This is a genomic window from Chelativorans composti, assembly GCF_039541695.1.
Classification (GTDB): Bacteria; Pseudomonadota; Alphaproteobacteria; order Rhizobiales; family Rhizobiaceae; genus Chelativorans; species Chelativorans composti.
Genome location: NZ_BAABGS010000010.1, coordinates 87,043 through 99,698, shown reverse-complemented (window position 1 = coordinate 99,698; position 12,656 = coordinate 87,043). Strand labels below are relative to the sequence as shown.

12 protein-coding genes are annotated in these 12,656 nt (G+C 64.5%); 8 read left to right on the top strand and 4 right to left on the bottom strand.

The annotated features are described in order from the left end of the window. Positions 1–224: 224 nt before the first annotated feature. The 4 genes from ABD906_RS02230 to ABD906_RS02215 form a co-directional block, all read right to left on the bottom strand. On the bottom strand, positions 225–1,010 hold the full coding sequence (locus ABD906_RS02230) for an amino acid ABC transporter ATP-binding protein (protein ID WP_345097989.1): 786 nt from the start codon (positions 1,008–1,010) through the stop codon (positions 225–227). Continuing rightward, the gene (locus ABD906_RS02225; RefSeq protein ID WP_345098027.1) at positions 1,007–1,669 is read right to left on the bottom strand and encodes an amino acid ABC transporter permease; all 663 of its coding nucleotides are present in this window, start codon (positions 1,667–1,669) and stop codon (positions 1,007–1,009) included. Before ABD906_RS02225 ends, ABD906_RS02230 begins: the two co-directional genes overlap by 4 nt. 68 nt (positions 1,670–1,737) lie before the next feature. Continuing rightward, entirely contained in the window at positions 1,738–2,568 is an 831-nt protein-coding gene (locus ABD906_RS02220; protein ID WP_345097988.1) for a transporter substrate-binding domain-containing protein, read from the bottom strand. 446 nt (positions 2,569–3,014) lie between these two features. After that, positions 3,015–3,947, bottom strand: coding sequence for a LysR family transcriptional regulator (locus ABD906_RS02215; protein WP_345097987.1), 933 nt, complete (start codon positions 3,945–3,947; stop codon positions 3,015–3,017). 194 nt (positions 3,948–4,141) lie between these two features. On the opposite strand from ABD906_RS02215, the gene ABD906_RS02210 reads away from it, so the two are divergent. The 8 genes from ABD906_RS02210 (at position 4,142) to ABD906_RS02175 (ending at position 12,618) form a co-directional block, all read left to right on the top strand. After that, the gene (locus ABD906_RS02210) at positions 4,142–5,314 is read left to right on the top strand and encodes an NAD(P)/FAD-dependent oxidoreductase (RefSeq protein WP_345097985.1); all 1,173 of its coding nucleotides are present in this window, start codon (positions 4,142–4,144) and stop codon (positions 5,312–5,314) included. Next, complete coding sequence (locus tag ABD906_RS02205; RefSeq protein WP_345097984.1) at positions 5,311–5,574, top strand: 2Fe-2S iron-sulfur cluster-binding protein; 264 nt, start codon at positions 5,311–5,313, stop codon at positions 5,572–5,574. The genes ABD906_RS02210 and ABD906_RS02205 overlap by 4 nt, the downstream gene beginning before the upstream one ends. Then, entirely contained in the window at positions 5,561–6,910 is a 1,350-nt protein-coding gene (locus tag ABD906_RS02200; RefSeq protein ID WP_345097983.1) for an FAD-dependent oxidoreductase, read from the top strand. Before ABD906_RS02205 ends, ABD906_RS02200 begins: the two co-directional genes overlap by 14 nt. Beyond that, complete coding sequence (locus ABD906_RS02195; RefSeq protein WP_345097982.1) at positions 6,907–8,304, top strand: aldehyde dehydrogenase family protein; 1,398 nt, start codon at positions 6,907–6,909, stop codon at positions 8,302–8,304. The genes ABD906_RS02200 and ABD906_RS02195 overlap by 4 nt, the downstream gene beginning before the upstream one ends. Positions 8,305–8,364: 60 nt before the next feature. After that, positions 8,365–9,129 carry a dihydrodipicolinate reductase C-terminal domain-containing protein gene (locus ABD906_RS02190; protein WP_345097981.1) on the top strand — a complete coding sequence of 255 codons (765 nt, stop codon included), beginning with the start codon at positions 8,365–8,367 and terminating at the stop codon, positions 9,127–9,129. Between the two features lie 83 nt (positions 9,130–9,212). Beyond that, the gene (gene dapA / locus ABD906_RS02185) at positions 9,213–10,139 is read left to right on the top strand and encodes a 4-hydroxy-tetrahydrodipicolinate synthase (RefSeq protein ID WP_345097980.1); all 927 of its coding nucleotides are present in this window, start codon (positions 9,213–9,215) and stop codon (positions 10,137–10,139) included. A gap of 202 nt (positions 10,140–10,341) precedes the next feature. Beyond that, positions 10,342–11,460, top strand: a complete 1,119-nt coding sequence (locus ABD906_RS02180) for a saccharopine dehydrogenase family protein (protein WP_345097979.1) — start codon at positions 10,342–10,344, stop codon at positions 11,458–11,460. A gap of 210 nt (positions 11,461–11,670) precedes the next feature. Then, on the top strand, positions 11,671–12,618 hold the full coding sequence (locus tag ABD906_RS02175) for a glycine--tRNA ligase subunit alpha (protein ID WP_345097978.1): 948 nt from the start codon (positions 11,671–11,673) through the stop codon (positions 12,616–12,618). The last annotated feature ends 38 nt before the right edge of the window (positions 12,619–12,656 follow it).

The following is a 12,656-nucleotide window of genomic DNA, read 5'->3' as shown; positions in this document are numbered from 1 at the left end:
TGCTCATCCGGGACGGGGATAACGGCCTCTATGCTGACGACAGGCCACATGGTTCGACAGCGACTTGATGCGGATCTGGCGGGAGCGTCGGGTGGTCATGAAGAAGGCCGGACTCCGGAACAGGAGCCAGGCCCTGCTTCTGATCGCGCGTTTGCAGGGAAGCGGCTGACTTGAGCCTGAGGCGTTGGGCGAAGCCCGACGCACAAAATGTCGAAAGTGGGGGCTCAGGCGGTCCGCTGCTGAGCGCCCTTGTGGAAGTGGCTCAGGAAAGCCTGGGTGGCTTCCATCTTCGGCGTGTCGATGACTTCCCGCGCAGGTCCCTCCTCGACCACATAGCCGTCGCGCATGAAGACCACCCGGTCGGCGACATCCCGTGCGAAGGCGATCTCATGGGTCACGACGACCATCGTCATGCCTTCGGCGGCGAGCTTCTGCATCGCCTGCAGGACCTCACCTACGAGTTCCGGATCGAGCGCGGAGGTCGCCTCGTCGAAGAGCATCACTTCCGGCTCCATGGCCAGGGCACGAGCGATGGCGACACGCTGCTTCTGGCCGCCGGAAAGGGTGTCTGGCATCTGCGAGGCGCGGTCGGCAAGGCCGACCCGTTCAAGCTGCTCCATGCCCTTCTCGATGGCCGTCTTCCTGTCGAGGCCCTTCACGTGGATCGGCGCCTCGATGACGTTGTCCAGCACCGTCATGTGCGGAAACAGGTTGAAGTTCTGGAAGACCATGCCGGTGCGGGAGCGGAACTCGGCCAGCACCCTTGCTCGGGGGAGCTTTTCGGACTCCCTGAACTCGAAGGTTCTCTCGCCGACACGGATGGAACCTCCATCGGGGACGACCAGCAGGTTGATGCAGCGAAGCAGGGTCGACTTGCCGGAACCCGAAGGGCCGAGCAACGCCACCACGCTGCCGGGATCAACATGCAGGTTGATGTCCTTCAGAACCTCCAGGCTGCCGAAGCTTTTCCGGAGGCCCTTGATCTCGATCTTTGGCGTTCTTGCGCTCATTCGGATTTCCCCAGCCGGCGTTCGAGGTGGCGGACCAACAGGGTCAGCGGGAAGAGAATCATGAAATAGGAGACGGCAACGGCCGTGTAGGTTTCAAGCGGACGGAAGCTGTCATGCGCAGCAATCTGCCCCTGATAAACCAGATCCGGAACGGCAAGTACGGAGACGAGCGAGGTGTTCTTGAACTGCAGGATCGACTGGTTCATGAGCGCGGGCAGCATCCGGCGCAGGGCCTGGGGCAGGATGATGCGCCGCATCGCCAGAGCCGGCGTCATGCCAAGCGCTGCAGCGGCTTCCGACTGTCCGCGGTCGATGGAGACGATGCCGCCGCGGATGATTTCCGCATAGAACGAGCCGCCGTAGCAGGAGAGCGCGAGGACCGACGCGGTCACCGGCGTCATCTCGATGCCAGAGATCATCGGCAGCGCGTAGTAGCACCAGATCAGCTGGACCAGGACGGGCGTGCAGCGGAAGACTTCGATGAAGGCGAGGGCAGTGGCCCGAAGGATCCTGAAAGGAGAGAGCAGGCAGAATGCTGCGGTCATGCCGACGGCGAGGCCGCCGAGAACGGTGGCTGCCGTAAACGCTATGGTTATCCCTAAACCTTCAAGAAACAGCCATCGGTAATTCCAAAGTATAGAAAAATCCCATTCGTACATGCTGACTGGTCCCGCATCCAGAGTGGGCATGGAGAGGCAGGGTCCCTCCATGCCGGCCGTAATCAATACTAGAACTGGAAGTTCGGCGGGAGATCGCTTTCCTTGATCCCGACGAGGGTCATGTTGCGAATGATGTCCTCCTTCACGAAGCCGTTTTCGCGCTGCTCGTTGATCCAGTTGTTGACGAACTCCTGCCAGCTCTTGTCCTCCTCGCGGCGGAAGCCGGCATGGGAGGTGGTGAACTCGATCGGCTCAGGAATGACGACATCGCCCGTGCTGGGGTTCTTTGCGCGCAGCGACAGGGCAATGATCAGTGTCAGGCACTGGGCGTCCGCACGGCCCGCCTGGACGGCGGCTGTTGCATCGCTGACGGTCTTGAGGCGGATGATCTGCGCGTTCGGCGTGAGACGCGAGACCAGCGAGTCGTGCGCGGAGCCGGCGTCGATCGCGATGCGGACGTTGGGGTTGTTGAACTCTTCCCAGGTGGTGGCGTTGATCCCCTTGACCGTCATGGTAAAGGCGCTGCGGAACACCGGCACCGAGAAATCGATGACCTTCTCGCGTTCAGGCGTCCGGTTCAGGCCGAAAAAGACGTCGGTCTTGTCAGCCTGCAGGTCGAGAACCGCATTGCCCCAGGTCGTTTCGAGGATCTGCAGCTCGACACCGAGATCCTCGGCGAGCTTGCGGTAGAGATCGACGTAGAACCCGCGCCAGCTGCCGTCCGCGATCGACTTCTGGTAGTTCGGAGCACCGTCGGCAATCGCACCCACGCGCAGGACGCCGGACGACTTGATGCGCTCAAGCGACGAGGCGGCCGAAGCCTTGTCGGTGAAAAGTGACGTCGTTGCCGCTGTAGCCGCACCGAGGCCCATGAGCCTGTTGAATTCTCTTCTGTTCATTGTTCCCCTCTCAACAAGAAGTGGCCATGATTGAAGAATTTGTTGAAAGCATTGCTTGCAGCGTATTCTTTCATTCCCATGAGGGCGCATCCGCCATGGACTTGCGTAAACCGTCGCCTGTCACAGGAACAAAGAACCTCCCCCATTATTTCTGCTGTTCAATATTGAAAGCATGTCTGCTCTGGATATTGCGCAGGCATGGATGGTTGGTTTGAGGATAATCGACGGGCCTGCACCAACAATACTAAAGTACCGCGCTGCCCTGACGGTTTTTTGTATGTTCAGCGGAGGTCCCGCGGGCTTCCGCAGGCAGGAAAACGGGAGTTCCGCAATGCGCCAACGCCCATAGAGAGGTATTCATCGTGAAGTGCCTTCTCGGGCACGGCGGGATCCCGAGAGCCTGCTGCGGCGAGATGCAGTCCGGAGCGCGAGCGCAGGCGTCTCCGTCAAGTTGCCGGTAGGCGTGCCCGCTCTTCGTCCGACAGCGGGTCGAGCACAGTGCCGCAGAGTTCGGTGCTGCAGTCATCAAAAAGCTGGCGCACGCCGGGATGGTTCTGGAGGAAGCTGGCGGTGCCAAAGTAGACGCGCACTTCAGGAAGCGCTGTCAGCTGGACGCTGCAGACCCGATCGTCGTCCGGGCTGATGCACCAGGACGGGATGATCGAGAAGCCCAGCCCTGCCTCCACGCAGCGCAGGACGCTGGAACTGCCGGAGGTGGAGATGGCGGGCTGGATGGTCGCGCCGCCGCGATGGAGGAAGTCGATTCCGATGTTGCGCAGCGTCTGGCCCGGCTCATAGGTGATGAAGGGCTTGCCGCTCGCCCAGGCGGGAATGTCCTTCTGTGCGGGCGGAGGGCCCCATTCGCGGGGATAAACGAGGCTCAGGCGATAGCCGCCCAGAAGCCGCTGGGGAACCACGGGATCGCCGAAGTAGCGCTCGGATATGCAGACGTCGAGCGAGCCGTTCTTGACCATTTCGGCAAGCACGGTGTCGCGCTCGTAAACGGAGATCTCGGTATCGGGGAAGCGCTCCTGGAAGCGTTTCAGGATACCCGGAAAGAGGTAGTAGAATATAGCCTGTGGCATGCCAACGCGCAGGCAGGAGCGGTGGTTCTCGATGATCTTGTCGAGGCGCTCGAGCATGATATCGAGCTCGGGGTGAAGGAGATTGTATAGCGCCCGGCCCCGCGGGGTGAGGGAAATGCGCTTGGCACCCTGTTCGGACTCTATCAGCTTGCCCTTGAGAATCTGTTCCAGCCGGCGGACGTGGTTGGCCGCAGACTGGTAGCTCAGCTCGAGGTCGCGCGCGGCCCCCGAAAAGGAACCGTGACGTGCCACATGATAGAAGGTCTGGATTAGCGTCAGGCTGATCTTGGGCATGTGGAGACCTCCGCGCAACACCGACACGGGGCTGCTAACACAAGCTTATTTGCCGAACAAGCTTGCAACTATTGGACAATCTTACGCATCGCAGCCGTTCCAAAAAACTTGCGTACTACTCGCAATGATCTTGTATCGACTGCCTTCAGGGGCGAGGCCACAATCGCGGCACGAATTCCGACAGTGGTTCTGCCGTGCTCAAAACCCCATTTCCCAAATCAGTTATCATAATCGGTTGCGGCATTGTCGGCGCGGCGACGGCGTTCTTTCTCGCCGGCCGCGGCGTGGACGTGACAATCATCGAGAGGGAGGGGCCTGCCGCAGCGGCCACGGGCGCCGCCGACGGGGCGGTTTCCGTCGCGAGCAAGAAGCCCGGGCCGATGATGACCGCCGCCCTCGCAGGCATATCCGTTTACCGCGATCTTCTCGCGCAGGGCATCCTTGAGACTGTGTTCAAACCGCGTCCCACCTATGTGCTTGCCTCTTCCGACGAGGAGGTGCCGGTGGTCGAGGCGCATGTCGGAGCACTCAGGTCGGCGGGTGTTGCGGTCAACCTGCTCGACAGGAAGGATATTCACGGGCGTTTCCCGGCACTTTCGCCCGAGGTGCGGCTGGGGGCCGAGGTCAAGGATGACGGCCATGCCATCGGATATGCAGTCGTCCATCGCCTGCTGACCGCCTCGGGCGTCAAGGTCAGGCGCCGGGTGGAGGCGAGATCCCTGATCGTTAGCCGTCCCGGTCATGTGACCGGTGTCGAAACGGCAGAGGGAAGGATCGAAGCCTCTGCGGTCGTCATCACCGCGGGCAGCGGCAGCGACCGGCTGCTGGGGCTCGACGGCGTGCTGATGCCGCGCAAGGGGCAGCTGCTCGTCACCGAGCGGGCGCCGGAGCTGAATGCCAGCATGCCCGGCTCGATCATGTCAGGGCGCTATCTGCTTTCCAAGGGCACGCAGAAGGGGGGCGCGCCGTCGGAGCGGGGCTACGGTCTTGTAATCGACCCGCTTACGACCGGACAGTTCCTGATTGGCGGCACGCGGGAAAACAACAATGCCGGAAAGTCCAACGATCTGGAGGCCGTTGCGCGCATCCTGCGGGATGCCGTCGCGCTGGTGCCGCGGCTTGCGCAGGTGCGGCTGCTGCGGGCGTTTGCGGGCATCCGGACCGCTGTCGCCGACGGACTTCCGCTCATCGGGCGGGCGCCTGCGATCGAGAACGTGTTCGTCGCCACCGGTTTCGAGGGGGATGGAATCTGTCTCGGTCCGATGGTCGGCAAGGCTGTAGCCTCGCTCATCCTTGGCGAGCCTGCTCCGCTCGACCTGTCCGCATTCAATCCGGCCCGCTTCGCTCCGAAAGAGATCGCCGCATGAGCACTGCCGGTGTCTTTCATTTCCAGGGACGCGCCATCCCCTTCCGGGAAGGGGAAACAATAGCCGCGGCGCTCACCGCGGCGGAGATCGTCTGTTTCGGGCAGGATTCGAGCGGGCGGGCAACGCGCTATTTCTGCGGGATCGGCGCCTGCCAGTGCTGCCTCGTGCGCGTGGACGGCAATATCGTCGAAGCGTGCCTGACGCCGGCGCGGGAAGGGCTGCGCGTCACCGCTGCGGGAGAGAACGATGCCGGCGCCTGACATGGTCATCATCGGGGGCGGACCGGCCGGTCTTGCCGCTGCAGGCGAAGCTGCGCGGGCCGGTCTCACCGTCACGCTCATTGAGCAGCGCGCAGCGCTCGGCGGCGCCATTTTCCGGCAGCCATCGAGCGGAGAGGTGGTTGCGTTGCCTCGCAGCCGTGCTGCCGAACGGCTTTGGCGCTCGCTGCTTGCGGGCATTGCGCAGCCGAAGGTGAAGGTGCGGTTCTCCACTTCCTTCCTGGGGGTGGATGGCGACGGGCATGTGCTCATCCATGATCGCGCAGCCCAGACGGTCGAGCGCCTGCGGCCGAAGGCGGTCATCATCGCGTGCGGCGCGGTGGAGCGGGTGCGGCTGCGACCGGGCTGGGACCTGCCGGGCGTGGCGACCGCGGGCGGGTTGCAGGTGATGATGAAGGAAACCGGCGCTGCCCCTCGCGGACGTGTACTGCTCGCGGGCAGCGGACCTCTGCTGGTGGCGCTGGCGGCACAGATGATCAGGGCGGGCAACCCGCCTCTGGCAGTCGTCGAAGCCGGAGATCCGCTGTCGAAGCCGCTGGCCGGCCCGCCACTCGTCGGCCATCCGGCGATCCTGTCGGAAGCGGTCTCATATACCATGACGCTGTTGAGATCCCGTGTGCGGTGGCTGCGCGGGGCACATGTGGAGCGGATCGAGCGGCGCGGCGAGGTTCTGCAGGCTACGGTCGCCCTCCGCGACGGCAGCCGAGAGGTCATCGAAGCGGACCGGATCGGACTGCATGACGGCATTGCCGAGAATGACATCGGCCTGCCGGATCAGGCGGAATCCGCATCCCCAATCGTGATCCACGCCGGGGATTGCCGCGAGGCGCTCGGCGCGCTGGGGGCGATCCTCGACGGGCAGCGCGCGGGCCGCAGGGCCGCGGCGCTCGTTAAGAACGAGACGGTTTCGATGGCATCGCTTGACAAGCAGCTGGAACGCGCCCGCGCGGTACAGCGGGCGATTGCCCGCCTGTTCGGGCCTGTCGTTACGCTGCCTGGCGCCGGGGAGTTGCCGGACGACACGGTGCTGTGCCGCTGCGAGGGCCGCACGGTCGGGGATCTTAAGGCGCTGCTTCAGCAGCCCGGCATCTCCGGACGGGAAGTCAAACACGTTGGCCGCTTTGCCATGGGCAGCTGCCAGGGCCGTTTCTGTGCCGCCAATACGACGGCGCTGATGGCCGAGCTGCAAGCCGGGGGCAGGCGGCCGGAGCAACAGGACCTGACAGGCCAGCGGTGGCCCGTGCGGCCGACACCGATCGCCGCATTCGTGAACGCCGGCCCGCTGGACCCAGCCGAAGACAAAGAGGAGCTTTCATGAGCATCTATAACGCACTGAAGGTCGCGGCGCGCGCGATCGAAGTCCGCAGTCCCTACGATGGCCGACTGGTCGGCGAGGTGGGCGAATCTTCCACCGGCGAAATCCTCGCCGCCATTTCCCGTGCCAAGTCCGCCCAAGAAATCTTCCGGCGCTCGCTTCCGTCCGAGCGACGCGCCATGCTGGTGGCGCTTGCCGAGGAAATCGCCCGCGACGCGGAGAACCTTGCGCGACTGATTTCCGACGAGATGGGCAAGACCATCCGCGAGGCGCGCAATGAGGTACGCCGCGCCCAGAACACGCTGAAGCTGTCGGGCGATGCGGCCACGTTCCTCGATGGCGAGGTTCTGCATTGCGGTATCGTGGAGGGGGGTGTCGACCGGCAGGCGACCATTACCTATGAGCCGGCGGGCGTAGTAGCCGCGATCACGCCGTTCAACTATCCGCTGAACCTGCTGTGCCACAAGCTTGGGCCCGCGATTGCCGCGGGAAACGCCGTAGTCGCCAAACCCTCGCCGAAGGCGCCACTGACGGCTACCCGTCTGGCGGAGCTAGCGCGCAAGGCCGGGTGGCCCGACAACCTCTTCCAGGTCGTCCACGGCGGCGCGGAGGCAGCGCTTGCGCTGGCGCGCGGACCGATCGACCTCCTGTCCTTCACGGGCGGACCTGCGGCCGGTCTCGCGCTCAAGAACGCTTCGGGCCTCGTGCGCTGCCTGATGGAACTCGGCGGCAATGATCCGTTGTTCGTGTTCCCGGATGCCGATCTGGAACGGGCCGTGATGACGACCATCGGCCACCGCTTCGAGATCGCTGGCCAGAGCTGCGCGGCCATCAAGAAACTGTACCTGCACGAGGACATCGCAGAGCAGTTCATCGAGAAGCTGCTGCCGGCGGTAGCGGGCATCCGCCACGGCGATCCCTCCCTCGAGGAAACAGACATGGGCCCGGTGATCGACAGCGCCGCGGCCGAGGTCGTGGAGAGCCGGATCCAGGCCACGCTCAAGTTACCCGGCGTCGAGCTGCTTGCCGGCGGTACGCGTACCGGCACGCTGATGGCGCCCACCGTCATCGCGAATGTGCCCGCGGATGCGGCGGTGATCGCAGAAGAGACATTCGGACCGGTGATCGCCATCCGCGTTTTCCGGGATGCCTCGCAGGCCATCGCGGAAGTTAACGCCGGGGACTACGGGCTGCAGGCGGGCATCTTCACCAACGACCACGCACTGATCCGGCAGTTCTCGCGCGAGCTTCGCGTGGGCGGCGTCATGGTCAACGAGGGCCCGGATTTCCGCGCGGAGCATGTGCCGTTCGGCGGCATCAAGAAAAGCGGGCTCGGCCGCGAGGGCGTGCGCATCGCGCTGCGCGAGATGTCGGAGCCGAAGGTCGTCATCGACTAGTTTTCGTGGTTCCGAACGGAAAACCCGTCCACTTTTCCTGGAACCGCTCGGGAGAGGAAAATGCGCATCGGAATCCTGGGAGCATCCGGCCGCATCGGGACGCGGCTGGTCGAGCTCGTCCTGGCCACTCCGGGCCTCGAGCTGGCGGCGGCGTATGTGTCCGCCAACTCGCGCCATCTCGGCCGGAAGGTTGCCAGCAGCGCGCTCGAGTACAGGACGCCCGACCCGAACATGAAGGCCCATTGCGACGTGGTGATCGACTTCTCGTCCCCTGCAGCATCCCTCGCGTTCCAGGAGCTGCTCGGAACATCTACGTTGCCTATGGTCATCGGAACGACGGGGTTCAGCGCCGCAGAGTTCGAGGCGCTGTCACGGTTTGCGGCCTACCGGCCGCTGCTGGTCGACGCGAACTTCGCCTACGGCTTCGAGGCATTCAAGCAGGCGCTGCTCGATTTCGCGCGGCACGTGCCGGGGGCGGTGCCGCAGATCTTCGAGACCTATCACATCCGGAAGAAGCGGGAGCCATCCGGCACTTCCCGGATGCTCGCCACGGAACTCCACGCGGCGCGGTCGCAGGCGATGGGGTTCGATGCGGGGCCGACGACGATCCACGTTTTCCGCGAGGGTGACTGCGTCGGCACGACAGAGGTGCGCTTCGACCTCGGCTCGGCGGAGCTTGTCTGCACCTTTGCGGTGCAGACCACGGAGGCTTATGCGGCAGGGGCCATTGCCGCCGCTCGCTGGCTCGTGAGCGAGGCGCCCGGGTCCGGACGCTACAGCGTGGCGGACACGCTCGCCCGGACGGGCGGCGCGCGCAGGGGCTGACGCCCCCAAGAATTCTAACTGATGGATGCGGGGGAGGGGAGGTCATCCCGGACCCGCGGGAGATAAACAGAGGATTGCACGTCATGGGTGATCTGCGGGATCGGTTCAAAGGTGTTTTCACGGCGCTCATCACGCCGTTTCGCGATGGAACGATCGACCACGATGCATATGGTGCGCTGGTTAACCGCCAGCTCGAGGCGGGAGTAGCCGGGCTCGTGCCGGTCGGTACCACCGGCGAGGCGGCAACGCTGTCGGATGACGAGGCGGAAGAGCTGATCCGCCGGACGGTGGAGCTTGCCAGGGGGCGCGCCCTCATCGTCGCCGGTGCCGGGGCGAACGACACGAAGAAGGCGGTGGAGAAGGCCCGCCGCGCCGAGAAGGCGGGGGCCGATGCGCTGCTGGTCGTGACACCCTACTACAACAAGCCGACGCAGGCTGGCCTGATCGCCCATTGCAGGGCGGTGGCGGAGGCCACCAGCCTGCCGGTGATGCTCTACTCCGTGCCGGGCCGCTGCGGTGTGGAGATCGCGCCGGAGACCTGCGCGAGGCTGGTCGCAGAGTGTCCGAACATCGTCGCGATCAAGGAGGCGGGAGGCAATCCGCTGCGCGTGACGCAGTTGCGAGCTGCGTGCGGCGACGAGCTCATCATACATTCCGGCGACGATGCACTGACGCTGCCGTTCCTGGCACTGGGCGCAGTCGGTGTCACGAGCGTCGTGTCAAACGTCGCGCCGCGCGAGATGGTGGCGATGGTGGACGCCTGGTTTGCCGTCAACATGGCCGAGGCGCTGGCGATACACGAACGGATGTCCGAGCTCGCCGAGGCGATGTTCATCGAGAGCAATCCCGGACCGGTGAAAGCGGCTCTATCCATCCTGAAACTAGCTGGACCGGAGATGCGGCTGCCGCTGGTTCCCGTCTCGACGGTCACTCACGGGCGCCTTGTGGATGTGCTGAGCCGGTTCAGCAATACGGTCGGCGAGATCGGCGAGCTTCAAAAAGCCTGTTAAGCGAATGCGCATATTTTGCATTGCCGCAGCTTCGCCGATCGGGAAACCTCGGCTTGCGGGATGCTGGCGTCCTGTCTCCTGCGAGCAGGGTGGGGGGACCGCAGGAGATGCGGGCCAGCAGGAGAGGACTGCCCGCCCGCAACCCGCTGCATGGAACCGGGGAAGCGGCAAACCGGACCATGTGATGATGTCGGGGGTAAGATTGTCTCAGGGTGACCAGAAGTTTCGCGTGACGATCATGGGCGGCGGCCGGATTGGCACCGCGCTTGCGCTCATCCTTTCGCAGGCGCCGGAGTTTGCCGTGACGCTCGCGGATCCGACGGAACCGGCCCGGGACCGTGCCCGCGAACTCGATCTGCCGCTGCTTGACATCGATCCGTCCGACCACGGTGGCCTCGACCGCCTGCTGCGCAACGCGGATGCGGTGGTCGCCGCCATGCCCGCGAGCGCATGCCTGCCGGTGGCCGAGGCAGCAAAGCGGCACGGAACGCATTACCTCGACCTCAACGAGGATTCCGCCATCGCGGAGAAGATTGCCGAAATCGGCAGGAGCGCGAGCCGCAGCTTCGTGCCCCAATGCGGCATCTCGCCGGGGCTCATCTCGCAACTGACGCTTGACTTTGCCAACCGGACACCCGGGGCCAGGGAAGTCCAGATCCGGATCGGCATCCTGCCGCGGCATTCGACCAACCGCCTCGGCTACGCGCTGACCTGGGACATCAACGGGCTCATCGCAGAGTACACGCGTCCGTCCATGGCGCTGCGCGACGGCAGGCCGGTGGAGCTGCGGCCGCTGTCGGACAGGGAAGTGCTGCATATCGACGGATGCCGCTACGAGGCGTTCGTGTCGGGCAGCGTTCCAAAGAGTCTCTGCCAGCGGCTCGAGGGCAGGATCGACACGCTCATGTCCAAGACGATCCGATATCCCGGCCATCTGGATTATATCCACTTCCTGCTGGACGACCTGCGGCTGCGCGAGCGGCAGGACATCCTCTGCAACATTCTGCGCAACGCTTTGCCGGAACTCAACGACGATCAGGTGCTGATGCTGATCTCCGTCCGCGAGCAGCGTCAGACACGGGGAACGGAAGCCATCTGGTGGAAGCGGATCGTTCCGGCCCGGATCGGCGGCGCGTTGGTGAGCGCCACGCGCAGGACCGCTGCATCGCACGTGGCTGCGGTGCTCGATCTGTTGCGGACGGCCGAATTGCCGCTCGAGGGCCTCGTCGCGCAGGAGGACATTCCGCTCGCCAGGCTGCGCGAGAACCGGTTCCTGGGCTGGGTCTTCAGTGAGGAAGGACGGCCGGCGGCCGCGGCCTGACCGGACGAGTTCAAGATCTGCAGGGCTTTCCCGACGAATTCATGAGGCCGGGAAACGGGCGGGGAGCGCGCGCGGCAACCGGGCAGCGGGGCCGGTTGAAAAGCGCGGAAACGGCACGTTCGCTGCGGCTTTCCCGCATCCGCGCTTGACGCATCCCAAGCGTAGCAATAGGACGGTCCCCGCTGCTGTCATGCATGCCGGAGAAGAAGCGTGGACGTTCCATCCCATCTGCATCCGACCCGCTCGTTCCAGGGTCTGATTCTTACCTTGCACAACTATTGGGCCGAGAAGGGCTGCGTGATCCTGCAGCCCTATGACATGGAAGTTGGCGCCGGTACGTTCCACCCGGCCACGACGCTGCGCGCGCTGGGTCCGCGCCCGTGGAACGCGGCCTATGTCCAGCCGTCCCGCCGTCCCAAGGATGGCCGCTACGGCGAGAACCCGAACCGGCTGCAGCACTATTACCAGTACCAGGTCATCCTGAAGCCGAATCCGTCGAACCTGCAGGAGCTCTACCTCGGGTCGCTGGCGGCGATCGGCATCGATCCGATGCTGCACGACATCCGCTTCGTCGAGGACGACTGGGAGAGCCCGACGCTCGGCGCCTGGGGTCTCGGCTGGGAGTGCTGGTGCGACGGCATGGAGGTTTCCCAGTTCACTTATTTCCAACAGGTCTGCGGCATCGAATGCGCGCCGGTCGCGGGCGAGCTGACCTATGGTCTCGAGCGCCTCGCCATGTACGTGCAGGGCGTGGACAATGTCTACGATCTCAACTTCAACGGTCTGGAAGGGCCGGAGAAGGTCACCTATGGCGACGTATTCCTGCAGGCCGAGCAGGAATATTCCCGCTACAATTTCGAGCATGCCGACACGGCGCTGCTGTTCCAGCATTTCGTGGATGCCGAGAAGGAATGCCGGCACCTGCTGGAGGCCGGAAAGCCGCAGAAGGAAGGCGAGGTGCACAAGCTGGTGTTCCCGGCCTATGACCAGTGCATCAAGGCCAGCCACCTGTTCAACCTGCTGGATGCTCGCGGCGTGATCTCGGTCACCGAGCGGCAGAGCTACATCCTGCGCGTCCGGGAACTCGCCAAGGCCTGTGGCGAAGCGTTCCTGCTCACGGAGGCCGGCGGCGTGAACTACGTGCCGCCAGCGGCCTGAAGTGAACAATCCGAGCGGTGTAACCGCGTCCTGACACG